Source organism: Nocardioides islandensis, assembly GCF_015352455.1.
Classification (GTDB): domain Bacteria; phylum Actinomycetota; class Actinomycetes; order Propionibacteriales; family Nocardioidaceae; genus Nocardioides; species Nocardioides islandensis.
In genome coordinates this window covers 162,085-186,128 of sequence record NZ_JADKPN010000004.1, presented here as the reverse complement: position 1 = coordinate 186,128, position 24,044 = coordinate 162,085, and the positions used below count along the sequence as shown (strand labels likewise).

Genomic DNA, 24,044 nt, shown 5'->3' with positions numbered 1-24,044 from the left:
CGGTCCGAGACGTCTGGCCCGATACTGCCTGTGTGTCCGACGAGCAGCCTCCCTCGAGGCGCAGCTTCTGGGCCCGGTTCGGCGACCAGGACACCGGGCCCCAGCGGGTCGTCGTCGGACTCGCCGGGACGGTGACGGCGGTCGCCACCACGATCGGCGGCGTGTACGGCGTCGCCAAGCTCGTCAGCTCCGACGACTCGCGCGCACCGTCGTCGTCGACGTCCCTCCCCACGGGTCCGTCCGGGACACTGACCGAGCCGTCGACGACCGTCTCGTCATCGACCACGAGCAGTCCCTCGGCCAGTCCCTCGGCCAGTCCCTCGGCCAGTGCGACGGCCGGCGTCACCACCCGGCCCGGTCAGACGCTCGTCGCCCAGGGGAGTCCCGAGGCCGACGCGCTGGTGCGGTCGCTCCTGGAGCCACCGGGCGGTCGGGTCGACCTCGACGTCGTGCTGCTCCCCGAGAAGGCCTTCCCGCAGCCGCAGTGGATCATGCGGCTCTGGTACAACTGCCACGACCTCCCGGCCGGTCAGCCGCCCGGCGAGGACCTGTGCGACGCGGTGATGCTCGTCTTCGACGACGCCAGCCCGTCGCCCACCCGTTTCGACAGCCCCCGCCGCATCGAGATGCACGGGCTGTGGGCCGACAACCGGCCGAGCGGGCTCGGGTACGGCGCGAAGGGCCTGGAGATCTACCCGGTCCCGGCCTCGTCCTGAGCGGTCGTCAGCGGCGCACCCGGAACGTCGTGCGGTCCGAGGAGGGTCGGTAGGTCTCGTTGCTGACGTACCGGGCGATCACGACGTACCTGCCAGGAGCGGTGATGTGGCGGAACGTCTTCTTCGCCACGTGCACGCTGTTCAGGTCCACCGTGACGTTGTGCAGCGTCACGCCGTTGTGCTTGAGGACGAACGTCACCCGGCCCGCCACGTCGAACCCCTCGGTGCTCACCACGGCCCTGGCCTTCACCAGGTCGCGCGCCGGCCGGTACCTCGCGGCCGCCGCCGTCGAGGTCGCGATCCTCGGGGCCAGGTACGTCGCGTAGCCGGTCGAGCCCGTCTCCTGCGTCGGCTGGGTCGGCACGAACTGGGCACTGACCTGGTACCCGCCCGGCGGCAGGACGGGCAGGGTGGCCGACGCCCTGCCGGACACCAGGTTCATGGTCACGGTCGTGCTGCTCACCGAGAAGGTCACCGTGCCGGACGGCGGCGCGCCGTTCGAGGTCACGGTCGCGGTCGCGACGTCGCCCTTGAGGGTCAGCCCCGTGGTGGTCGTGGCCGCGACCACGTCGTACTGGTCGACGACGGCGTCCGCGGGCGGCACCGACGCGTCGAGCGTGCAGGTGGCCGACGTCGCCCACGCGTTCACGCCGTTCTTCTGGAACGCGACCGTCACCTCGACGGTGGTGGTCAGGACGTGGTGGCCGACGGCCGAGGCCGGCAGCTTGGTCGTGAACACCCCGGTCGAGGCGGTTCCCCAGTCCCAGGATCCCGACGTGGTCGGCACCGACGTCACCGCCGCCGAGGCGTACGCCGTGTCAGTGATCGGCACGTTGTCGACGGACGGAGCCAGCCGCGCGCCGGCGGCCAGCGTGGTGAACCCCTGGTCCACCGCCCACTGCCGGAACGAGTCCGGGGCCACCAGGTGCACGGTCCAGCCGGTCGCGCGGTCGGGGCCGTACGGCACGGCCGCCGGCACGTCCGAGTCGACGACGGCGGTGAAGTCGTACGCGCCGACGCCGAAGCCGGGTCCGCTGCACGAGTAGAGCAACGTGGCGGTCGCGGCCGACGCCGGTGCCACCGGGCCCAGCACGCCCAGCAGGCCGCGCCAGGGCGGCGAGAGTGGTGCGGACGACGTGCTTCGACATGCGTGCTCCTCGGTACCGGGTAACCGGGTAGATGCCGGGGCGGCGCCGTTGGTTCGGTGCGGACGGTTGCTATTCGGGCGCCATCCGGATCACGGGCGCCGGTGCCGGCCGGTCCTCCCGGAGCGCCGGCCAGTCGTCGTCGCGCCAGTCCTTGACGGTCGAGAGCAGCTGCGCGGTGGCGGCGAGGTCGCGTCTGCGCCACGCCTTCGAGTCCAGGTACGACGAGCCGGCCGCCTGGCTGGTCGGGTACTCCTCGACGAGGTGCTCGTAGTCGAGCTCGGTCCACGCGGCGTCGAGGCCCTCCAGCGACTCGCTGAGCCGGATCATCGCGGTGCGGTAGCGGATCACCCGGTGGGCGTCCCACTCGAAGCCGAGGAGCTGGTCGCCGGCCTCGGCGCCGCGCGCGACCAGCGCCATGATCACAGCCTCCGGCATCTGGAGGTTCAGGCCGCCCTCGCCGGGCCGCAGCCGGATCTCGACCACGCGCTCGGCGTACCCGCGCAGGCTGATCTGGGTGTTGTCCGACCAGTTCTGGACCGCGTCCCGCAGTGCCTGCACGAAGCCCGGGACGGTGGTGAACGGCAGGGCGCGCGTGGTGACGCCGCCGCGCGCCGCCCTCGGGATCCACGTCATCTGGTCCGGGTGGGCCGGGTGCGGCGAGGCGAGGTTGACGCCGAAGGTGGGCCGGCGGGGCAGCAGCGAGTCGAAGAAGTGCATGGGGAAGTTGCTGCTGATGCCGCCGTCCGAGAAGAGGTGGCGGACCACCTTCCCGTCGTTGTTGTGGTCGACGGCGTACAGGGGCACCGCGGCGATCAGCCCCGGGAAGCTCAGGCTCATCCGCGCCATCACCACGAGCGGCAGAGCCTCGGGCCCGGGCCGCTTCTCGCCGTCGTCGCTCGCGCCGGGTCCGGGGAAGTAGTGCAGCGGCTTGCCCGTGGTGGGGTTGAGCTGTGGCGACAGCGGGAAGCCGCGCGTCATCGTCGCCACGACACGCTCGGGGAAGAGCCCGAGCATCTCGTCCTCGTCGAACAGGAAGACCTGCTGGCGGAAGGGCAGCCGGAAGGGCCGGCGCAGCGTCAGGTTCGTGGTCATCGTCTCCAGGTCGATGTCGCGCTGCCGCTTGACCTCACCGATCGGCGGGGCGCTGGCGTCGCCGTCCTGGAGGGACTGCCGCCACGCGTCGAGCGCCGTCGCGCCCCAGAGGTCGCCGAGCGTGAGGCACCCCGTGCCGATCCCCGCGACCCGGTCGATCTGGTCGGCCAGCCAGGGGGTGAGAGCCGGCTGCTGCGGGTCGCCGGAGTGCGTGGCGCCGTCGGTCAGCCCGAAGTCGTGGCGGGGGAGCACCTTGAGGGCGCTGAGCACGAAGCCGACCACGGCGAACAGCACGCCGACCGCCAGGCCCAACACGATGGGCAGGACCAGCCCGAGGACGAGGCGCCGGCCGTCCGCGCCCGCGACGAGCAGTCCGGGCAGGGTCACGACCAGCACGAGGGCCAGCCCCCCGAGGAACCACGCGAGCTTGCTGACCACCACCTGCCGGATGCCGGCCCAGACCCCACCGCCCATGGCGGCCAGCAGCACGTCGAAGATCCGGCGGGTCCCGGCCGGCGCCTGGAACAGCGAGCCGAGCCGCTTCGAGACGTCCAGCGGCAGGGTGGCCAGCGCCTGGTAGCCGGCGGCGGGGGCGGCGGTGTCGTGCTGCCGGCGGTACTCCGCGGCGGCCGCCATGACGGCGGCGATCGCGCCGGCCGACGTACCGCCGATGCTGCGCAGCCGGAACGTCGTCGCGAGCTTGCAGATGGTCAGCGGGTAGACGACGCCGGAGGTGATGCCGCCCTTCATGATCACGTCGCACTCGCCGGGGGCGCGGAAGTCGTCGCTGCCCGCCGCGGGCACGACGTACGCCGCCTTGCTGAGCGCGTCGATCTCGCGCTGGGCCCGGGCTCGTTCCTGCTCGGCTGTCTCGGTCATCTCGGGCTCCCCTTCATGCGGTGCCGTCGGCCCAGGCCCGGAACCGGGTCGCCGCGTCGAGCACGGCGTCGAGCTGGGCCTGCTGATAGGTGTAGCGGACCTTGGGCGGGTCGTTGACGCGGATGTCGGCGCCAGGGAGGCCACTCGCGAAGGCGAGCTGCCCGACGCGGTCGGACACCAGCCCCAGCTTCTCCTGGAAGAGCGAGGCCGTGCGCACCGGGCCGGTGACCGTCCAGCGCACGAACGGCGAGACCGGCGGCAGGTTCGGCACGAAGCCCAGGGCGGCCAACCGCGTCGCGAGCGTGGCGTGGTGGGTGCCCGGGTCGGCGTCGGCGAACCGCTGCAGCATCGCGGCGACGGGAGCGGGCAGCGCCGGCGTCGGCGCCAGCTGGAGGGGCGAGTTCTCGTCGATGAGCTGACGGGCCATCGCCGAGAACGGCCGGCCGGGTTCGGCGAGCTCCATGAGCGCGTCGATCTCGTGCGACACGAGGTCCTGGAGGTCCAGCCGCACGGCGTCGCTGATGCCGGGACCCGCCACGATGCCGGCCAGCGCCTCGATGATCGTCAGCCGCTGCTCGATCAGCCGGGACAGGCCGAGCCGCTCGAAGACGAGCTCGGCGCGGTTGAGCGCGTAGACGCGGATGGACTGCCGCCCCTTGTCCGTGGTCGACGTGACGATGCCGTCGTCGCGGAAGTCCAGGTGGGACGGTGGGTCGTCGACGGTCGGGTCGATGATCAGCGCGGCGTCCTCGGCCGGGAGCGTCGGGCTGCCGGGGGTGGGCGGCACCATCCGCGGCCCGGTCACCGGGAACTGGTTGGCCTTGCCGAGCTTCTCGTCCACCCCCGTCAGGGCGTCGTGCTGGATGCGCGGGCGGTTGCAGTCGATGCAGGACGGCAGCAGGTTCGTCCAGTGCGCCGCGAGCCACGGGTAGCCCTCCGCCAGGTGGGCCTTGCCGTCCGGGCCGATCTCCTCGACGCCGCCCTTGGGGCGGAAGTGCTCGACGTCCATCGGCTGCGTGCCGGCGTACCGCGACTCGCAGTACGCGCACTTGCCGCGGAACAGCTGCGCGAGCGCCAGCTTCACGTCGTCGGCCTTGTAGGCCTTGAAGTCGAAGACGAACTTCTTGTCCGGGGTGTTGTCGAGGAGGTACGCGGCGTACTTCTCGATGATCACCTGCTCCTCGGTCTTCCCCTTGTTCTCGCCGGTCTTGGCCTCGCGCGTGAGCGACTCCGGGGTGACGACGGCGCTGCGGTCGGCGCGGATCACGGCCGGTCCACCGCCGCCCGCTTGGCCGCGACGCCGCGCCAGATGTCGGCGACGTTGTCGAGCGTCGTACGCCGTTCGCGCCTGCGGGCCTCGGGCTCGAGGGTCGAGCTGGTGGCCAGGAAGGCGTCGATGGCGTCGTACACGAGCTGGTCGCGCGCCGTGTAGCCGAGGATGCCGTGCTGGGAGAGCCGGGCGCGGAGCTGGCGGCGCAGCAGGTCCTCGTCGCCGGAGAGGTCGGTGCGGCGCACGAGCGCGTAGTACTGCTGGAACTCCTGCTCGACGTCGGGGTCGATCGTGGTGTCGAGCCCGAAGAACTCCGAGGTCAGCAGCCGGTCGACGCGGTACTTGCTGGGCGACTCCTCGATCGTCTCGAAGACCGCGTGCCACTCCTCGCCGAGCTCCTCGCTCGAGCGGGTCACCCGGACGACCTCGCGCTCGACCAGGCCGCGCAGGCACAGCGGCTCGTGGGTGGTCACGAAGAACTGCATCGAGGGGAACTCCTTGCGCAGCGTGCGCGTGATCTGCATCTTCCACCGGGGGTGCAGGTAGCAGCCGAGCTCGTCGATCAGCACGATGCCGGTGGCGTTGCGCATGTCGGACAGTCCGCTGCCGGCGCCGGCCATCAGGTCGCAGGCGAGGGAGATGATCGCCCGGTAGCCGTCGCTGAGGGTGCGCAGCGGCTCGCCGCCGACCCAGATCTCCTCGCCCTCGCGGGTGATGAGCTTGGCGGCGGCGGCATCGCCGGTCTCCGCGACCTGCTCCTCACGCCCGAGCAGCTTGGCGATGGTCAGCGCCGCGACGTTGAAGTCGCCCTTGTCCTCGCGCTTCTCCAGCGCCACCAGCCACTGCTGCGCGTCGACGACGGGCTGGAGGGGGTCGAAGAGGTTGCCCAGCCGCACGTTGTCGGCCGGACCCGACGCCGGGTCGGTGGTGAGCCGCGTCGCCCCGAAGCCGCGCACGAACTGGTCGACGTGCGGGAGGTTCGCCTGCGACTCCGCGGTCGGGCCGTCCGCGGTGAAGGCGAGCTCGATCGCGTCCCCGCCGGTGAGCTCCAGCCGGATGCTGCCGTCGGTCGTGCCGCGGCGGAGGAGGTCGCGCCATTCGAGACCGCACAGCTCCACCAGCGCGTCGACCTCGTCACCGGCGACGGCCAGCGCGACCGCCCGGAGAGCCGAGCTCTTGCCCGAGCCGTTCTCGCCGAGGAACACCCGCCACGGGCGGCTCGACGAGCCGACCGCCGGGTTGGTCGGCGGCGGAGCAGTCTTCGAGACCGCGAGCACCGGGTCGAGGGTGGTCACGGTCTCGACCCCGGTCGGTACGTCGAGCTGGTAGCTGTCGATCGCCTGGAAGTTCCGGATGACGACCCGGGTGATCGCGGCCGTGCGCGGGATGACCCGTCCGGTCGGCGCAGGCTCCTCGGGCGGTGGTCCCGACGGCAGCGACTCCGGCTCGGCGCCGCGGAGCTCGGAGGCGGGCGTCGCCAGCAGCTCGGCCAGGCCCGGGCTGTCGGGCGCGAGGGCGGCACGTACGTCGGTCACGAACGCGTCGCCGAACCGGCCGGGGCTCGCCAGGATGTAGGGCACCAGCTCCGGGGCCACCAGCCGCATCGCGTCGGTCATCGCGTCGCCGGCGTGGTCGAGCAGGCGGGCGGCCGAGATCTGCCGGCTCGCACCCAGGTGCGGCAGCGCCGGGTCGAGGAGCGGACCGAGCACCTCGGCGTCCGGGTCGGTGAAGTTGAGCAGGGTGACCGCGGCAGCGCGCCGTGACTCGACCAGGGCGCGGTTGTTCAGGTCCAGCAGCCGGATCGTCTCCGGTCCCCGCTTCGCGTTGTCGGCGTCGAGCCACGGGGCCGACTGCTCCGCCCAGGGCACCACCTGGCCGTCGACCTGGAAGAGCAGGTGCAGCTGCGGGTGGTCCTCGCACGGGTCGAGCAGCAGGCCCCGGTCCAGGAACCGGCCCGGCCCGTCGTCGCCGGTGATCTGCTCGGGCTTCGGCTCGGGCGCCCGCTCGCCGATGACGGGGAAGATGGTGCGCTTGAGCGAGACGATCTCGCCCGCGGCGTTGTACCAGTTGCGGTACCAGAGCGCCGTCCACCAGTAGTGGTTCGGCGCGGTCGGCAAGCGGTCGTCGTACGCGTCGGCGTCCGGGCGGTGCAGGTGCAGCTGGGGCGCGACGACGACCTCGGTGTAGGCGCACTTGCCGTGGAAGAGCTGGTGCACGTAGTCGCTGACGGTGCGCTGGTACTCACCCAGCGCGGTCTGGAAGTCGAGGTAGGTCTGCGAGGTCCGCGACCCACCCCCCGACCGGAACTCCTCGTACCTCGCCCGTGCTTCGAGGAACCCCGGCTCGTGCACGAACTCCGGCACCTGGCCACGCTCGACGCGGATCATCGGCGCACCGCCTTCCGTCTGAGGAACAGCCCCTGCTGTGGAGGAGCACGCAGCGCGCCACGAAGTACATCGGTGGTCGAGGTGCGAGGCCGTTCACGGCCTCTTCGGTGGTTGAGGTGCGAGGCCGTTCACGGCCTCTTCGGTGGTTGAGGTGCGAGGCCGTTCACGGCCTCTTCGGTGGTTGAGGTGCGAGGCCGTTCACGGCCGAGCCTCGAAACCACCCCTCAGGCAGGCACCCAGCCGGCCGCGAGCCCCCGCAGCACGAACAGCTCGAACACCTCGGGGTCCAGCCGGCGCCGGGGGGCGCGCCGCCTGTCGGGCTGCTCCCAGCTCGTCAGGTGCCAGCCGTGGCAGGACTCGCACTCGTAGCAGCGCTCCTCGTGGCGCCGGCTGTCGAGGCCCTCCACCTTCGCCCGGCGGCGTACGTTCCGCACACGGTGCAGGATCGCGGTCGCCTCCCGGTGGTCGCGGAAGCGACGCTTCCCGGTGGCCTGGCAGGTGCCTCGGCGCTGTGCCCCTCGACGTTGGGCCTTGCTCATGCTTCCCCCCGAAGTCCGATTCGAATATGTGGTGCTGGCGACTATTGAACGCCCTCTGGCGGACTGCGGGAAGAAAGATCGCGAAAGTTGGCCGATACGGGCATTCGGGCCCGGATCTGGGCTAGTCCAGCTAGAGTGCGGCGAGTGGTTCCCCTGCGCGTGGTCCTCGTGCCGGTGGCCGTGCGGGAGCAGAACGCCGACGGCCTCCCGGTGCTGGTGGGCTACGCCCCCGACGACGGCAGGTGGCTGACCGCCACGGCCAGGACCAGCCCCGAGCAGACGGCTCGTGACCTGGTCGCGACGATGGGGGACTCGTTCGCCCGGCTCGCGGAGCGCCTGGGTTCGCGCCCACGACCCGTGGCGTTCCAGGACAACACCGACGCGGGTGAGGGCGTGACACTGCTCTACACGTTGCAGCTGCCGTCGGCCCTGACCGAGGGGCTCCTGGACGCCGAGGCGTGGCACGAGCTCCTCAGCCCGCGGGCGGGGGCGTCCGACGCCCAGCACCTCGGCCGCGACATGATCTCCGACCTCGACCACGCCGCCGGGGTCGTCGACTACTGGCGCCAGCAGCTCGAGGAGCGCAACTGCGCGCTGGGCTTCCTGCCCCGCTACTTCACGGTCCGCCAGCTGCGCGACATCTACAGCGCGGTGTGGGGCTACGAGCAGGACCCCGACGGGTTCAGCAAGTGGGCCCTCGGCGCGCGCGACGAGAGCGCGAAGCGCGGTGCGCTGGCGGCGTACGTCGAGGAGGTCGACCTCCGCCCCGGCGACCTCGACGACGACATCGCCCAGCTCCTCTCCGAGGACCCGATCGGCCTGTCCGCCGCCACACCGGACGAGCGTGTCGACGGAGCGGTCCTCGGTCGCCTGCTGGCCAAGCTCGGCAAGCCCACGACGGCCGTCGGCGTGGGCGCGGCCTCCACGGCCGTCCTCAGCATCGGAGCCGTCATCGCGGCACCCATCGTCCTCACCGCCGCCGTCGCCGCCGGCTCGGTCGTCGCCTACCAGGCCTCGACCCGCGGGCCGCGCCGCACGTGGTACCGCCGCCGCGTCGACGCCGACGTCGACGTCCTCGACCGGCCCCTCGAGCGGCTCTACCAGCCGCGCCCGGCGTGGCTGTACGCCGGCTCGTCCTGACGGCTCACCCGGCCCCGTCGAGCAGCTCCCGCTCGCGCTCGTCGGTGATCCCCACCCCGGGACGCGCGGCGCGGCCGGGGTTCGCCTGCGCCCACGCCAGCGTGTCCCGGACGACCTCGTCGAAGGGCCGGTGCGTCAGCCCCGCGGCCTCGGCTCGCGCCGTGCTCATCGCCAGCACATTCTCGGGCGTGCCCTCGGACCAGAGCGGCAGCTGGGCGCCGTCGACGCCCTGCTCGACGAGGTAGCCGCCGTCGACGGGTGCCAGCTCGACGGGCTCGCCGACCGTCGCGACGGTGTCGGCCAGGAACTGGCCGAACGTGGTGGCCGGCCGGGCCGCCGTGAAGACGCCGCTGGTGCCGGCCTCGACCAGACGGATCGTCCAGGCGCCCATGTCGCGGGCGTCCACGCACTGCATCGGCGCCTCGACAGGCCCGGGCAGGATCATCCGTCCGCCCCGAGCCGCCCGCAGCACCCACCACGGGTAGCGGGCGGTCAGGTCGCGCGGCCCCACGACGTACGTCGGCCGGATGATCGTCAGCCTGTCGCCCCACCGCTCGCGCGCGACCCGCTCGCAGGCGACCTTGAGCGGGCCGTAGGTCTCGCCGGTCACCTCGGCGGTGTCCGGGTCGGGCTCAGGAAGCAGCTCGGCGTCCTCGTCGGCTCCGGGCGCGGGCGTCTCGGCGTACACCGAGACCGTCGAGACGAAGACGTGGTGGCCGCCCCGGTCACCGAGGGCGTCGGCGAGATGGGTGACCTGCCCGGGCAGGTACGCGCAGACGTCGATCGTCGCGTCCCACCGCCCGTCCGTGAGGAGGGCGAGGTCCCCGTCGCGGTCGGCGAGCAGGTGGGTCGCGTCGGGCAGCTCGTCCGTGGCGTGGCGGTGGAGCAGGGTCACGTCGTGGCCGGCCGCGAGCGCCGCCTCGGCCATCGCGTGGCCGACGAACCGGGTGCCGCCGATGATCAGGATCTTCATCCTGGCGAGACTAGGTGACGCGTTGCCCCCGGCCACCCTCGCGTACCAGACTGGTGAGCCTGCTCGGGCGTTGCTCGAGGAGTGTCCATGCGCGGAGCCGCGGCCGTCGTCCTGGTGGGCCTGCTGGCCGCGGCCTGCTCCGGTGCCGACGAGGGCGCGTCGGACGCGGACCGGCCCTCGACGTCCGCGCACAGCCCTGAGGCGGTCGTCATCAGGACGAAGCTGACCGTCGCCCCGACGGCGGGCGCGGAGGTGGTCGCCACCGGCGAGGTCCTCGAGGGGTCGACCCTGGGGGACTCGCCGTTCTGCGTCGGGGGAGCCATCAAGGACTCGCACGCGAACCTCGATCCCGAGGTGGAGCCGCTCGGCCTGCTGGCGCGGACGATCACCTGCCCGGACGGCACGGTGAAGGTCGGCTTCACGCCGGGGCAGGCAAGCGGCTTGAAACAGACGGGCACGTGGACGATCGCCAGCGGCACCGGCGCCTACGAGGGGCTGGACGGCAGCGGCGAGTTCGAGACGACGTACGACGCGTCCGACGACGCCCTCGCCCGCGAGACGTACACGGGGACCGTCACCCGCTGACCCGCGTGCCGGATACGTTCGGCGCGTGTTCGTGCCCTTCGACCGCCAGGTACGGGTCCACCTCGGCGTGGTGGCGCTGGGCGACCCGCCGCGGCTGGCGTCCAGCCTGGGGGCTCTCGTCGCGCACGAGTCGCGGCACGACTTCGTGGTCAGCTGCCTGGTGAACCGCGCCTCGATCCGTGATGCGCCGCTGCGCGTCGAGCTCCCCGACGGCGTCCGCGTGGAGCGCCCGCACGCCAACGTGGGCTGGAGCGGCGGGCTGCACCTGCTCCGCGCGCTCTCGGACGGCGAGCTGTTCGCGTGGGTGCAGGACGACATGCTGCCCGAGCCCGGCTGGCTCGACGCGCTGGTCGACGCGGCGGACGCCCTTCCGTCGGTCGGCGTCTTCGGCGCGCTGCGTGTCGACGACGGGGGAGCGGTCGTGCTGCACAGTGGCGGCCGGGCGGAGCCGCCGGACCGGGTCGAGCGCTGGAACGACACCGACTCGACCGACACCCACACCCCGACCGAGGTCACGGTCCTCGACTGGGTGACGAGCGCGGGCTGCCTGACCCGCACCCAGGTCTTCGACGAGGTCGGCGGACCGGACCCGCGGCTCTGGCCGCTCAACCACGTCGACAAGGACTACTCGACGCACGTGCGCTGCCACGGGTACGACGTCGCGCTGGTGCCGTCCGCCCGGGTCCGGCACGCCGGGGCCCGGTCCGCGCCCAACCCCTTCCGCGTCTTCCTCGACGAGTGGCGCGACGGCTGGTTCGACGAGCGCTGGGCCGGCGCGGTCACCGCGCTCGTCGGTCGTACGTCCGGTGTCGTGGACCATCCGTGCGCCGAGTGGCGCACCGAGGAGATCGGCCTGATCGAGGGACTCGCCGGCCGCGAGGCCTCCGCGATGCTCGTGCCCTTCGCCCGCAGCCAGGCATCGACGTTCGCCGGGCTCGTCGAGCTGCGCAACCACCTCCAGCGGACGATCGCCCATCTCGAGCGGGAGCTCGGTGAGGCGCACCCCGCCCCGTCGTTCGCGGCCAGGCTGATGCGCCGGCTGCGGCGTTTGCGATGATCGCGCGGTGACCGACCTACAGGACGCCCCGGCCCAGGACGGCGGCCTCGGCTTCCAGGACGTGCCCACCGTCAAGCCCACGGGGGAGTCGCGCCTGCGCACGATCGACGGCGTCGTCGTCCACCGCCCGGTCCACCACCACGACCACCGCGGCACCCTCTTCGAGGTCTTCAACGGCGACCCGGCGCTCTGGAGCACGCCCGTCGTGTGGTGCTACCAGACCTCCGTCCGCCCGCGCCAGCTCAAGGGCTGGGCCCGCCACGAGGTCAAGACCGACCGCTACTGCCTCACCAGCGGCGACCTCATGCTGCTCCTCCACGACGACCGCGCCGGGTCTCCGACGCGGGGCCTCACCCAGCGGGTCATGCTCTCGCCCGAGGGCGACCGCCAGGTCGTCATCCCCGTCGGCGTCTGGCACATGATCGTCAACCTCGGCGACCAGGACGCGCAGGTCATCAACTTCCCCACCGAGCCCTACGACCACGACCACCCCGACCGCATCCTGCTCCCGTGGGACACCGACGAGTTGCCGGTCAACGTCAAGGACTACCTCCCCAAGTTCTGAGGCAACATGCCGAGACCGGCCGGTGTCGCAGGCGTGGTCGCCGCCCTGTCGGTGACCAGCGACCTGGTGCGCGGCCACCCACCCGGCGAAGCGATGCGGGCCTGCCTCGTGGCGACCGAGCTCTCGCGGCGGGCCGGGGAGTCCGCGTCGGCCCAGGCGGAGGTCTACTACACCACCTTGCTGCGGTTCGCCGGTTGCGCGGCGACGTCGCACGAGGCGGCCGCGCACTTCGGGGGCGACGACGTCGCGGTCCGGGCGCGCGGCGACCTGACCGACACCGCTCGGCCCGCTGAGGCGCTGCGGTTCCTGGCCGGCCTCGGGAGCGGTGTCGAACGACTGCGGGTGCTGGCGCGGGTCCCGATGGTGCCCGGCCTGGTGGCCGACGCCGCGCGGGCCGACTGCGAGGTGGGTGCGTCGCTGACGACCGTGCTCGGCCTGCCGCCGGCGGTGACCACGTCCGTGCTCTGCGCGTTCGAGCGGTACGACGGGAAGGGCGCACCCCAGGGACGCGCCGGCGAGGACCTCCCGGCGCCCGCCCGCTTCGCCGCGGTCGGCTACGCGGCGGTGATGTTCGAGGCCGTGGGTGGCTTCGACCTGGCTGTGGACACCCTCACCCGCTGGTCGGGTCGCGCCCTGGACCCCGCGATCACCGGCGCCTGCCTGGCTGCGCCGGGCGAGCTGCTCGCGCTCTCCGATCCCGAGGACCTGTGGTCCGCGGTGGTCGCCGCCGAGCCGGGCACCGGTCGCCAGTTCCGCGACGACGGCCACCTCGACGACGTCCTGGCGGGCTTCGGCGACGCGGCCGACCTCAAGGCGCCCTTCTTCCAGGGCCACGCACGAGGAGTGGCACGACTGGCACGGGCGGCCGCCGGGTCGTTCGAGGGAGTCGACCCCGCCACCATGTACCGGGCCGGTCTCCTCCACGACCTCGGCCGGGTCGCCGTCCCGACCGGCGTCTGGGAACGTCCCGGTCCGCTGCGCCACGAGGAGCGGGACCTGGTCCGTCTGCATCCGTTGCACTCCGGACGGATTCTCGCTCGCTCACCCGTCCTGGAGCCGCTCTCGGCGATCGTGAGCAGGCACCACGAGCGGCTGGACGGCTCGGGCTACCCGATGGGGGTCCGCGCCCTCGACCTCGACGCGCCCTCGCGGCTGCTTGCGGCCGCCGACGTCTGGCAGACCCTGGGCGAGCACCGACCGCACCGTCCGGCTCACGCCCAGGCCGACGCGGCCCGGATCATCTCGGCGATGCCGCTCGACCGTGACGCCGTACGTGCCGTGCTCGACGCCGCCGAGGCTCCGCGCCCGTCGTTCCCCCGTCTTCCCGTCGACCTCACCGACCGCGAGCTGGAGGTCCTCCGCCTGCTCGCCTCCGGCCTGACCAAGAAGCAGATCGCGGAGCGGCTGTTCATCTCACCCTCGACCGTGCACACCCACACCGTCCACATCTACGAGAAGTGCGAGGTCTCGACCCGCGCCGGCCTGGCGATGTTCGCCATGCGGCACGGGCTCGCCGCCGCACCTCGGTGACATCGGGGATATCCATCGAACAGTCGATGCCGCCGTGCTCCCGCCGCTCCTAGCGTCGGGTCCATGAACACTCTCACCGACACCACCGCCCAGGCCGACGTCCAGGCCGTCAAGGCCGGGTACGACGCCGTCGCCGCCGGCGACATCGCCGCCTTCGCCGCCGGCTTCCACCCCGACGCCACCTGGAACCACCGCAACCCCGACCGCCTCGGCGGCACCAAGCACGGCATCGACGAGATCACCGGGTTCCTGGGCGCCTCGTTCGAGCTCACGGGCGGCACTCTGCGTGCCGTGGCCGAGCGCTACCTGCCGGACGGCGCCGGCCACGTCGCGGTGCTGACCCGCGTCTCCGGCACCCGCCCCGACGGCCGCACCTTCGACGACACCCAGATCCTGTACTTCCAGCTCGAGGACGGCCTGGTGCGCTCGGTCGACCAGTTCATCGGCGACCCGCCCGCCGTGACGGAGTTCTGGGCCTGACCGGTCGTCCGGCGGCACACTGGCTTCGTCGTTGACGAAGGAGGCCGCCGTGGAGCTCCTGGACGTCATGGTCGGGGTGGGCTTCGTCGCTGTGGCGGCGGCCACCACACGTACGCCGGCGGCCCTTCGTTGCTGGTGGGCAGCGGTGGGAGTCGCGTGGTGGCTGGGTGACCTCGAGCCGCTACGCCTCCTGCACCAGGGAGTGCTCGTGGGAGCGCTGGCCCTGTATCCGACCGGGCGGCCGCGCAGCCGGACTCACCTGGCGCTCCTCGTCGTCGGTGGGGCGATGGCGACCGGACTGCTCGGCCAGGCCGGCGCGGCGGTGGGCTTCCTCGCGGTGGCGGCGTTCGCCGGCCGTGGCGTCAGGTTCGTGCGGCTGTCGGCGGTGCTCCTCGGCACGTGGTTGGCGGGGAGCTTCGCCTGGTCGCAGTCCTGGCCGGCTTCCTACGACCCCGCGGGAGCGCTGACGGGCTACGAGCTCGTCCTGCTGGTCGTCGCGGTGGGCCTGCCCTTCGGGATGCGGTGGGACGTACGGCGCAGGGCCTCGCTGGCGGACCGGGTCCTGGCCGACGGTCCGGGTGGCCTCGTCGGCCTGGAGTCGGCACTGCGGCGGACCGCGGGGCTGCGCGCCGTACGCCTCACTCGTGTCGAGGACCACGTGGTCGTGGACGGGCTCGACCCGGCCGACGCCCAGACGTCGGCGGCCGTCGACCGGGCGGTCTCGCTGACGGTCGCCCACGAGCGGGCGCTCGCCGACACCGCTCTCCAGCTCCGGGAGCTGCAGGCGGCGCGCTCCAGGCTCCTGGTCGCGGCCGACGCCGAGCGCTCACGAGCGGGTCTTCACCTCCAGGGCCGGCTCGCGACCCTGCGGCACTGCCAGGCCACTGTGTCCGACCTGCCCGACGTGGCACGTGAGCTGGCGGCCGCGGTCACCGACATCGAGCGCATCGTCGCCGGTCTGGCGCCGGCGGGTCTGGGCAACGGGGGCATCGGCCCGGCCCTGGCGTCGCTGTGCTCGCGCCATCCCGTGCCCGTCGACCTGCAGGCGGACCCGGACGCGCGCGGCAGCACGGCCGCCGAGACCGCGCTCTTCTACGCCTGCTCGGAGGCGCTGGCGAACGTCGCGAAGCATGCCGGTGCGGACCGGGTCGTCGTCAGGCTGCGAGCGGGGGACCCTCTCGTGCTGACCGTCACGGACGACGGCATCGGGGGAGCCGATCCGCGCGGGTCCGGACTGCAGAACCTGGCGGACCGGCTGGCGACCGTCGGCGGGAGCCTGTCGATGGGCGCGGGCACCCCGACCGGCACGGTGCTCGTCGCGAGCGTGCCTAGTCGATCCGCACGTACGGCTTGAGAATCGTCTCGAAGCCGAGGGACCCGCTCAGGCCGCTGAACACCAGGTCCCTGCCGTCCAGCTCCCAGGCGAGCTGCGCCGGCGGGCTCGGCGGGTGGCAGTAGCCCTCGGCGTCGGCTGGAGGCATCCGGCACCCCGTGGCATCCGCGAGGAGGGTCGGCTGCTCGACCATCCAGACCTGTCGGTCGTCCCCGTAGAACGAGCCGGCGGCGAGGACGTCGTCGCTCACGCTGTGACCGCAGTCCAGCCCGGGCGCCTGCAGCGGCCGGCAGCTCACGTACCAGTGGCCATGCCTCACCTCCAAGGTCCAGGTGCCGGACGTCCCGTCGTTGTTGCCCAGGCCTGCCTTGGCCACCTCCGCCTCGGTGATCTGCTTGCGGTAGGTGCCGTCCGGGATCGGAGCGAGGGTCGTCGGCACGTCGGACGGCTGGGGGAGGGTGGCCTCCGTCCTGCAGGAGTCCTCGACGGTGATGACGTCGTCGGCGTGCACCTGCGCAACGGCCTGGACCTCCCGGAGCACGGGCGCCTCCTCGGGATCCGCCGCCAGTGCGTCGACCACCGGCTGCACCGCATCGCGCATAGCCAGGATCTGGCCCGGGTCGGCCGGGCGGAACCTCGCGCCTCGCGCACACAGCTGGGCGGCGATCTCGTCCTCGGGGTACTCGGTGTCGACGGACACCCGGACCGCGCGGTCCGCGGACTCCTGGACCCAGTCGCGCTGCTGGTCGGTCAGGCCGTCCCACACGGCCTGGTTGAGGACGAGCACCGGCATCTTCGGCCACAGCACGACGTTGGACACGACCTTGCCCGCCTGCTGCCCGAAGCCGTTCTCGAAGTACTGCGCCACGTCCATCTCGACCCCGTCGAGCTCCCCGTCGCGAGCCAGCGCCAGCCAGTCGGCGCCGGCCTGCACGGGTGTCGCGCCCAGCGCGCGCAGCGCCGCTGTCTGGACGGGCGAGTTGAACGACCGGAAGCGCAGCCCCTTCCAGTCGCGGGCCGAGAGGGGAAACACGCCGACCCCGAACGGCCGGCGCGGCAGACCGACCAGGAGCCCCAGGTCCCTGATCCCGTGGTCGTCCACCGCCGCTGCCACGAGGCGGGCCGCATCTCCGGTGACCAGGTCGGTCTGGGCGGCGCGGCTGGTGACCGTCAGGGGCGCCTCGAGCGCGGCCAGTCCCGGGATCCCCGCCGCGGCGAACGCCCTGCTCGACGGCCAGCCCCCGTCCACCTCGCCGTCCGCGACCGCCTGCACGAGGTCGGACTCGCCGGTCGCCCGCCCGCCGCCGTACTCCGTCGCGACGTCGACCTGGATGCGGTTGCCGGACAGCTCCCTTAGGGAGCGGATGAAGACCTCGGGCCCCGGGTCGTAGCCGCTGCTGTTCACCCGGCCGTCGACGGTCGCGAAGTGCAGCCGGAGCTCGACGGAGCCCGACTTGTCCGTGCCTCCCGGTGCGCAGGCGGCCAGCAGCACCAGCGCCGCCAGCGCGGCGACGGTGCCGGCCGCCCTGCTCACCTGCCGCCCTCCTTCACCACCCACCGCACAGCATCCCCCACGACAGCGGGCTTCTCGGCGTGGATGTCGTGCCCGGCGTCGACCCACACGAAGCGTCCGGGGTGCCAGCCGGAGGCGTACGCCTTCTGCAGCGGGACGATCGCCTTCGCGTACGCCGGACCCATGTCGGTGTAGCTGCTCCAGGGCTCCCGCTTGGACGCGAGGTACACCAGCGGGACCTCGGGTCGCTGGTCCCGCCTGCGGTATGCCCACTTGTAGATCGCACAGTTGTCGATCTTCTGCAGCGACTCGTGCCCGTCGATCCGGCGGTTGCCCGGGTCGCAGGGACCGGTGCCGTCCGGCACCAGGCCGACGTCCTCGATGGTGACCTCCTCGTCGAAGGACGCGTCGACCATCACGATGCCGGCCACCTTGTCCGGGTGGGCGACGGCGTACGCCGAGGCGACCATGCCCCCCGCGGACTGACCGACCAGCACGTAGGGGCCCGGGTCGCCGAGCGCCTCCATGAGCCCGTCGAGGTCGCCGACGACCATCTCGGGCGTCTGGGTCCCGGGCACCGACTCGCTGTCACCGACGTTGGCGCGGTCGTAGCTGCAGGTCCGGAAGTCTCCCTCGAGGTCGGCCGTCAGCCCGCCGTAGTAGTCGAAGGACGTCTGACCGGGCTGGTCGATCCACCCGTGCAGGATCACCACGGTGGGACGGCCCGACCCGGCGCAGTGCACCGCGAGCCGGTGCCCGTCGACCTCGACGAGTCCGTCGACCTTCGCTCCTGCGGCGACCGGCAGAGGTACGTCGGGGAGGCGGCCGGCAGCAGGGTCGGGTTCCTCGCTGGTCGGGGAGGAGCTCGTCGGCTGCGGCGACTGGGTCGCGTCGCTGGTGCCGGAGTCCGAGCAACCCGCCAGGAGGGGAGCGGAGAGGACGAGACTGACGGTGGCGATGGTGGTCCTGCGGTTCATGCTCGCGACGCTAGGAGCGCTCGCGGGCGCGATGACCGGGGTACCTCGGGCCAGATCTGCGGAAAACACGGCAACGTCCGCACGACGTCCTGCACGACACTGAGCACGTGCCACACCCACGTGTGCTCGTCGCCGCCGGGGGAGCGCTGCTGTCCGGTGGCGCGCTGGTCGCCACGTGGAGGCCGGCGGTGGACGACGCGAACCGGGCGATCACGTCGCTCTCCGACGGCCGGCTGCCCCTCGTGGTCCTGGTCGCCATCTTCGGCGTGGCCGCTCTGGCGCCGCTCGGCATCCTGGCCTGGGCCGACGACTCCCGGGCTGCGGTGGGGCTGACCGTCGCCGCTTGCGATGGGCTCCTGCCGCTGTGGGCCGGGTCGTCGGATCTGGACCCTCGGTGGCGGGCGTGGTCGCTCGCCCTCGGGCCGCTGGCTGTGGCCGGGTTCGCCCTGATGACCCGGTCGCGGGTCGGGGCGGCCCTCGCTGCGGCTGCTGCCGTGCTGCACGCCCTGGCCTACGACCCGTTCCGCGACGTCGGCTGCGCCCGCGTGTGCCTGCAGGTCCCGGCGGCGGTGACCATGACGACGAGCCGCCTCGGCCTTCTCATGGCTGTGGCCCTGACCGCCGCGGCCCTCCTTGTCGCGGCCCGTGCTGTGTCCCGCGGGACGCGCTACCTGGGCCCGGCCGCGGGCGCGGTCGTCCTGGCAGCACTCGCGGTCGTGCGCTGGCGCAGCGTCGGCGACGCCGAGGTGTCCGCCGACCTCCAGCTGCTCGCCGTACCCGTCCCCGGTCTGGTCGCGCTGCCCGCTCTCGTGGGCTGGGCACGGTCGGCGCGCCGGCGCTCGGCGGTACGGCGGCTGGCCGACGACCTGTCCGAGGACCCGGACGGCCTGCTCGAGCTGGGCGAGAAGGTGGACGTGTCCCTCCTCAGCGCCGGGCAGCAGCTGGCCCTGCGCAACGCGCGGCTCGCCGCCGAGTCGCGAGCCCGCGTGGTCGAGGTACGGGCGAGCCAGCGCCGTGTGGTGGCCGCCGCGGACGCCGAGCGCCGCCGGATCGAACGAGACCTCCACGACGGCACGCAGCAGCGGCTGGTCGGGGTGCTCATGCAGCTCTCGGGCAGGGGCCTGGACGGCGTCGAGGGGCAGATCCGGGAGGTGCTGGCCGACCTCAGGTCCTTCAGCCACGGCACCTTCCCTCCGGTCCTCGAGGAGGAGGGCCTGGCCGTCGCGCTCGGCGAGCTCGCAGCGACCTCCGACGCCGACCTCCGGCTGCACCTCCGGATCGACGGCCCGGTCCCGCCCGAGCAGGGTCGCGCGATCTACGCGCTGGTCTCCCGCGTCGCTTCTGGGGTGGCCGACGCATCGGTCGAGGTGTCGGTCGTGAGCCGGGGGAGCACCATCGACGTGTCGCTCGTCGGCTGCCCGCGCGCCGACCTCGGCGACGTGCACGACAGGTTCGGCGCCCTCGGTGGGACGCTGACCGTCCTGGACGGACGGATCGAGGGGAGCCTGCCGTGCGCGTCGTGATCGCCGACGACATGATGCTCATCCGCTCCGGCCTCGCCCGGCTCCTGGCCGGCGCCGGTGTGGAGGTCGTCGGCGAGGCCGGCGACGCGGCCGAGCTGATGAGGCTCGTCGCCCTCGAGCACCCCGACGTCGCCGTGGTCGACATCCGGATGCCCCCGACCCAGACCGACGAGGGGCTTGTCGCCGCACGGCGCATCCGCGACGAGTGGCCGGGTACGGCCGTCGTGCTGCTCAGCCAGCACCTCGACACCCGCTACGCCCAGCGGCTGTTCGCCGACCAGCCCGCCGGGCTGGGGTACCTGCTGAAGGAGCGCGTCTCGGACATCGCCGTCCTCGTCGACGCCCTGCGCCGGGTCACCGAGGACGAGTGCGTCCTCGACCCCTCCATCGTCGCCTCGCTCATGCAACGCCGCCGCTCCGGCGACCTGCTGGCCCTCCTGACCGCCCGTGAGATCGAGACCCTCGGCCTCATCGCCGAGGGACGCTCCAACCACGGCGTCGCCGAGTTCCTGGGCCTGAGCGAGCGCACCGTCGAGGCGACCTGCGCCTCGATCTTCCGCAAGCTCGGCCTCGAGGCGTCTCCAGACAGCAACCGTCGGGTGCTCGCCGTGCTGGCGGCGCTGCGGTCGTGACCTGAGAGCTCCCGAGGCGGTGTCCCGACGCGTCTTGCGACGGTCAGGACACCGGGCGTCCCGATCCCCCCGGACGGAAACGCCTGGCGCAGAAGCGCCCCCCGGCGGCATGTCTACCAGGTCAGGAGCAGTCCCCGCGAAGCCTCTGGGGGTGGCGAACGTCGCGGGGACTGCTCACGCCCAGGGAAACACGGCAGAAGGCAGGTCGCGTGGGGGACGCGAGGCCCTCGCCGGGGCTGACGGGAGCGTAGGTCCAGCGCCCCGCGACCCGCCAGTGCCGGTGGCGCAGAATCTCGGTAGTTGATCACCAGATCTCTCCTCCCGTGGACGTTGGTCGAGCCGCCCGGACGGCCCACACGGAGTGCATGCTGGGCGAGCCGGCGAGCCGTGCATGCTGGTCGAGCCGGCGAGCGCCAGCGAGCCGTGTCGAGACCCCGTACCCGTGCCGGCAACCTCGACCATCTACCCCCTGGCCGGTGACATCCGGCCCTGGTGCCGCAACCCGCCGTACTGATGATGTGGAAGTGACGTCAGGACGGACGGGAGGCCACGGATGGAGAGGTCGCGTCCTCGAGGCCACTTTCCTCGCGCACGTGGCCGAACGGTCACCGTGGCCCTCCTCCTCGTCACCGGGCTCCTGGTCCCCGCGCTCGGTGCGTCAGCGGCCGGGCACCGCGACCTCATCGAGTGGGTCCACGCCTACAACCTCTTCTCTCCCAACGGCGACGGACGCCGCGACACCGTCCGCTTCGTCTTCGACCTGGCTCACGGGGCCCGCGTGACCGCCGGAGTGCGCGCGAGCGGTGGAACGGTCCTGCACGCCCAGTCGCTGCATCGCCTGGACTCAGGGCGCCACCACTGGACCTGGGACGGACGCAGCGACGACGGCACGGTCGTGGCCGACGGCTCCTACGACATCTGGATCAGGGCGCGGAGGGGAGCCGTCACCCAGACCCTCAAGACGCGGGCCGTGGCCGACACCGTGGCCCAGGGGAGGCTGGTGACCTCGCGACCCACGGTCTACCCACGCGCCCAGATCGTCGACGACCAGATCCAGCTGGTCTACGTCGCCGAGGGCTGGAGCCCGTACGTCGTGTGGGTCGGCGAGGACTTCCAGCCCCGGACGGAGCTACGGATCCTCAACCACCGCGACAAGGTGGTCCGGGACGAGGTCGTTAAGGACTCCGCGACGCCGACCTTCACCTGGGATGCTCGCCGTACCGACGGCACCGCCCTCGCCGAGGGCACCTACCGGGCCAGGCTTCGCACCATCGACCAGGCCGGAAATCTGCTGCGCCTCTCGCAGCGCATCACCGTCTCCCACGCCCAGCTCGTCGAGCAGGTGTGGACCAACACCGTCCCCGCAGCGACCGCTGGCAGGTTCTACCCCTGGTTCGACCTCGGCTGCAACGACTGCTACAACTTCGCCTCACCGGTGGCCAGCGACCGCTATCCCGGTGGGCTGAGCTTCCGTCCGAACGAGTCCACCTGGGGCACGTCCGGCTACTTCCTGATGGATCTGCCGTTCACGGCCGCGCCGGTGGACACCTACCGGATCACCGCCGTCGGTGGTCCGACCGTTCCGGGAGCCTCGGACGTCGGGGCGCTGAGCGGTGTGCTCATGCGGGGCGACTCGACCGCGAGCAGCCCCTGGTTCCACGTCGACTTGGTGGACTACCCCTACCTTCCCGTTGGCGAGGCGCCGATCCACTGGACCTTCGGCACCAAGCCCCCGAACTCCTTCGACGTGGCGACCTTCAGCGTCGAGTACCGCTACTACGTGTCGGCCGCCTCCTAGGTGCTCGTCTCGTGACCGGCCCTGAGTTGGATGCGGAGACGGATACTGGGTTTGAATTGTTGAGAGACGGGTCTTCGCGGCTCTCGCTCCTGACGCCTGATCTGTCGTAAACTCGCAGGTCAGAGGCGGTTTCTGGGGTCTGACATACGTGGTCAGACGGGGTCGCGTTTGGACGTCTATATTCCCCGAGATCCCCCTCTTGTTCCCCCGAAAGGCGACACTGGGAGTGCATTAGATGTCTCGGGCGAAGGCGCGTACCCGACGGAGTTTCGGGCGCATCGAGCGACGTGACAACGGCCGCTACCGTGCGGCGTACACAGGTCCGGACGGGCGCCTGTATCGAGCCCCGGTGACCTTCGACGCGAAGGACGATGCGGTTGCCTGGTTGTCTGCCCGACGGGCCGAGATCCAGATGGAGGTCTGGGCACCTGAGGTCGCGGCGCGGGGTGCCCGGAAGCGTGACGTACCGACGTTCCGTGCCTACGCCGCCGTGTGGATCGAAACGCGCAAGACCAAGGGCCGCGAGCTGCGACCCACGACTCGCCGGCAGTACCGCATGCTCCTCGACAAGTTCATCCTGCCGACCTTCGGCGACGAACCCATCGACCGGATCTCGAGCGAAGCGGTCAACGCCTGGTACGACGGCTTGGCACCTGGCCGCGAGACCATCCGAGCCCAGTCCTACAGCCTGCTGCGCACCATCTTTACCAGCGCGGCCTCAGAGCGGCCGCACCCGTGGATCCCCTACAACCCGGCGCACATCCGCGGCGCCGGCAGCACGAAGCGCGCCCACCACGTGCAGCCGGCGAGTCTGGACGAGCTACGGGTCATCGTCGAGGCGCTGCCGGATCGTTACAAGCTGATGGCTCTGCTCGCGGCTTGGTGCGCGATGCGCTTCGGCGAGCTGGCGGAGCTGCGCCGTGGTGACATCGACCTGCGGACCAACCGGGTGAAGATCCGCAGGGGAGTGGTGCGCGTCGAGGGCAGGTTCATCGTCGGGCCGCCGAAGAGCGACGCGGGTAGCCGTGACGTGGCAATCCCGCCGCACCTGGTGCCGTTGGTCAAAGACCACCTGAAGAAGTTCACCGCACCCCGCAGGGACGCGCTGCTTTTCCCGGCGTCCGCGGACGAGAACCTACACCTGGCGCCCTCGACGCTGTACAAGGTCTACGATCCGGCCCGAAAGGCCGCCGGCCGCGAGGACCTCCGCTGGCACGACCTCCGCCACACCGGGGCGGTCCTGGCCGCCCAGACCGGGGCAACGCTCGCCGAGCTGATGGGTCGGCTCGGGCACTCCACGCCGGGAGCGGCCATGCGCTACCAGCACGCGGCGGCGGACCGGGACGCCGAGATCGCCCGGCGGCTCTCCGCGTTGCTGACGGAGGCTCCAGACAGGATGGCGAACAAATGAGCCCGGACCCACGCGATCGCAGGAAGCTCAAGAAGCCGCAGACGAAACCTCCTGCTGTGCGCACTGGTCCTTCGCCCGACGATCCGCACGAGGTGATGTTCTTCAAGCGACACTCCTCCGACGACGCCGCCGAAACGGAGCCTGGACGCAGGGCTCTCAACTCCTACCCGGCCAAAGTGCGGGCCACGATGCGGGCGGCGCTGGTCGCTGTGGCGTCCGCGCCTCCGAAGCGCTTCGCTGGTGGCGGGTATTGGGAAGCGATGAAGGGCGACATGACAGGGTGGTTCGAGCTTCGGGTCGACGGGCCTGGTCGCCACCACTACAGGCTGTTCTGCCTGCTCGACTACGAGGCGGAGGGCGTCGATAAGCCACTGCTGGTTGTGATCGATGGCCGGGACAAGCCATTCAGGACGACTCTGTCGGAGGCGGACTATGCCGCGGTCCGTCGGCTGGGTGACGAGTACCGAGGTCGAAACCCACGTTCACTGACCTGACG

Annotated in this window: 21 protein-coding genes; 13 read left to right on the top strand and 8 right to left on the bottom strand. The window is 72.2% G+C overall.

Going from position 1 to position 24,044, the window contains the following annotated elements:
* Window positions 1–32: 32 nt before the first annotated feature.
* Window positions 33–716, top strand: coding sequence for a hypothetical protein (locus ISU07_RS09730; protein WP_194706585.1), 684 nt, complete (start codon window positions 33–35; stop codon window positions 714–716).
* 7 nt (window positions 717–723) lie between these two features.
* Here ISU07_RS09730 and ISU07_RS09725 read toward each other — a convergent pair whose 3' ends face one another.
* From ISU07_RS09725 to ISU07_RS09705, 5 genes are all read right to left on the bottom strand, one after another.
* Complete coding sequence (locus tag ISU07_RS09725; RefSeq protein ID WP_194706584.1) at window positions 724–1,809, bottom strand: Ig-like domain repeat protein; 1,086 nt, start codon at window positions 1,807–1,809, stop codon at window positions 724–726.
* A 124-nt stretch (window positions 1,810–1,933) separates the two neighbouring features.
* Window positions 1,934–3,835, bottom strand: a complete 1,902-nt coding sequence (locus ISU07_RS09720) for a patatin-like phospholipase domain-containing protein (protein WP_194706583.1) — start codon at window positions 3,833–3,835, stop codon at window positions 1,934–1,936.
* 13 nt (window positions 3,836–3,848) lie between these two features.
* Window positions 3,849–5,102 (bottom strand): HNH endonuclease family protein, encoded by a 1,254-nt coding sequence (locus tag ISU07_RS09715; RefSeq protein ID WP_194706582.1) that lies wholly within the window; start codon window positions 5,100–5,102, stop codon window positions 3,849–3,851.
* Entirely contained in the window at window positions 5,099–7,492 is a 2,394-nt protein-coding gene (locus ISU07_RS09710; RefSeq protein ID WP_194706581.1) for an AAA family ATPase, read from the bottom strand. Before ISU07_RS09710 ends, ISU07_RS09715 begins: the two co-directional genes overlap by 4 nt.
* Before the next feature lie 224 nt (window positions 7,493–7,716).
* On the bottom strand, window positions 7,717–8,031 hold the full coding sequence (locus ISU07_RS09705; RefSeq protein WP_194706580.1) for a hypothetical protein: 315 nt from the start codon (window positions 8,029–8,031) through the stop codon (window positions 7,717–7,719).
* A gap of 144 nt (window positions 8,032–8,175) precedes the next feature.
* Between ISU07_RS09705 and ISU07_RS09700 the strand changes: the two genes are divergently transcribed.
* Window positions 8,176–9,171 carry a hypothetical protein gene (locus ISU07_RS09700; RefSeq protein WP_194706579.1) on the top strand — a complete coding sequence of 332 codons (996 nt, stop codon included), beginning with the start codon at window positions 8,176–8,178 and terminating at the stop codon, window positions 9,169–9,171.
* Window positions 9,172–9,175: 4 nt separating this feature from the next.
* On the opposite strand, the gene ISU07_RS09695 is transcribed toward ISU07_RS09700, so the two are convergent.
* Window positions 9,176–10,144, bottom strand: a complete 969-nt coding sequence (locus ISU07_RS09695) for an NAD-dependent epimerase/dehydratase family protein (RefSeq protein WP_194706578.1) — start codon at window positions 10,142–10,144, stop codon at window positions 9,176–9,178.
* A gap of 87 nt (window positions 10,145–10,231) precedes the next feature.
* Here ISU07_RS09695 and ISU07_RS09690 point away from each other — a divergent pair, with 87 nt between their 5' ends.
* The 6 genes from ISU07_RS09690 (at window position 10,232) to ISU07_RS09665 (ending at window position 15,715) form a co-directional block, all read left to right on the top strand.
* On the top strand, window positions 10,232–10,729 hold the full coding sequence (locus tag ISU07_RS09690) for a hypothetical protein (protein ID WP_194706577.1): 498 nt from the start codon (window positions 10,232–10,234) through the stop codon (window positions 10,727–10,729).
* 25 nt (window positions 10,730–10,754) lie between these two features.
* Window positions 10,755–11,786 carry a glycosyltransferase family 2 protein gene (locus ISU07_RS09685; RefSeq protein ID WP_194706576.1) on the top strand — a complete coding sequence of 344 codons (1,032 nt, stop codon included), beginning with the start codon at window positions 10,755–10,757 and terminating at the stop codon, window positions 11,784–11,786.
* A gap of 7 nt (window positions 11,787–11,793) precedes the next feature.
* Entirely contained in the window at window positions 11,794–12,351 is a 558-nt protein-coding gene (locus ISU07_RS09680; RefSeq protein ID WP_194706575.1) for a dTDP-4-dehydrorhamnose 3,5-epimerase family protein, read from the top strand.
* 6 nt (window positions 12,352–12,357) lie between these two features.
* Window positions 12,358–13,881, top strand: coding sequence for an HD domain-containing phosphohydrolase (locus ISU07_RS24760; protein WP_194706574.1), 1,524 nt, complete (start codon window positions 12,358–12,360; stop codon window positions 13,879–13,881).
* Window positions 13,882–13,944: 63 nt separating this feature from the next.
* On the top strand, window positions 13,945–14,361 hold the full coding sequence (locus tag ISU07_RS09670; RefSeq protein WP_194706573.1) for a nuclear transport factor 2 family protein: 417 nt from the start codon (window positions 13,945–13,947) through the stop codon (window positions 14,359–14,361).
* 49 nt (window positions 14,362–14,410) lie between these two features.
* Complete coding sequence (locus ISU07_RS09665; protein ID WP_194706572.1) at window positions 14,411–15,715, top strand: sensor histidine kinase; 1,305 nt, start codon at window positions 14,411–14,413, stop codon at window positions 15,713–15,715.
* Here the strand turns inward: ISU07_RS09665 and ISU07_RS09660 are convergent.
* Both ISU07_RS09660 and ISU07_RS09655 read right to left on the bottom strand, forming a co-directional pair.
* Window positions 15,690–17,228, bottom strand: a complete 1,539-nt coding sequence (locus ISU07_RS09660; RefSeq protein WP_194706571.1) for a TRAP transporter substrate-binding protein — start codon at window positions 17,226–17,228, stop codon at window positions 15,690–15,692. The genes ISU07_RS09665 and ISU07_RS09660 overlap by 26 nt on opposite strands.
* Complete coding sequence (locus ISU07_RS09655) at window positions 17,225–18,184, bottom strand: alpha/beta fold hydrolase (protein WP_194706570.1); 960 nt, start codon at window positions 18,182–18,184, stop codon at window positions 17,225–17,227. Before ISU07_RS09655 ends, ISU07_RS09660 begins: the two co-directional genes overlap by 4 nt.
* Window positions 18,185–18,291: 107 nt before the next feature.
* On the opposite strand from ISU07_RS09655, the gene ISU07_RS09650 reads away from it, so the two are divergent.
* The 5 genes from ISU07_RS09650 to ISU07_RS09630 all read left to right on the top strand — a co-directional run bounded on the left by ISU07_RS09650 (window position 18,292) and on the right by ISU07_RS09630 (window position 24,042).
* Window positions 18,292–19,707 (top strand): sensor histidine kinase, encoded by a 1,416-nt coding sequence (locus ISU07_RS09650; RefSeq protein WP_194706569.1) that lies wholly within the window; start codon window positions 18,292–18,294, stop codon window positions 19,705–19,707.
* Window positions 19,695–20,339: a response regulator transcription factor gene (locus ISU07_RS09645; protein WP_194706568.1), complete on the top strand. Its 645-nt coding sequence runs from the start codon at window positions 19,695–19,697 to the stop codon at window positions 20,337–20,339. The genes ISU07_RS09650 and ISU07_RS09645 overlap by 13 nt, the downstream gene beginning before the upstream one ends.
* Before the next feature lie 610 nt (window positions 20,340–20,949).
* Window positions 20,950–22,137, top strand: a complete 1,188-nt coding sequence (locus tag ISU07_RS09640) for a FlgD immunoglobulin-like domain containing protein (protein ID WP_194706567.1) — start codon at window positions 20,950–20,952, stop codon at window positions 22,135–22,137.
* Between the two features lie 349 nt (window positions 22,138–22,486).
* Complete coding sequence (locus tag ISU07_RS09635; protein ID WP_323742522.1) at window positions 22,487–23,548, top strand: tyrosine-type recombinase/integrase; 1,062 nt, start codon at window positions 22,487–22,489, stop codon at window positions 23,546–23,548.
* Window positions 23,545–24,042 carry a hypothetical protein gene (locus ISU07_RS09630; protein ID WP_228521581.1) on the top strand — a complete coding sequence of 166 codons (498 nt, stop codon included), beginning with the start codon at window positions 23,545–23,547 and terminating at the stop codon, window positions 24,040–24,042. Before ISU07_RS09635 ends, ISU07_RS09630 begins: the two co-directional genes overlap by 4 nt.
* Window positions 24,043–24,044 lie beyond the last annotated feature (2 nt).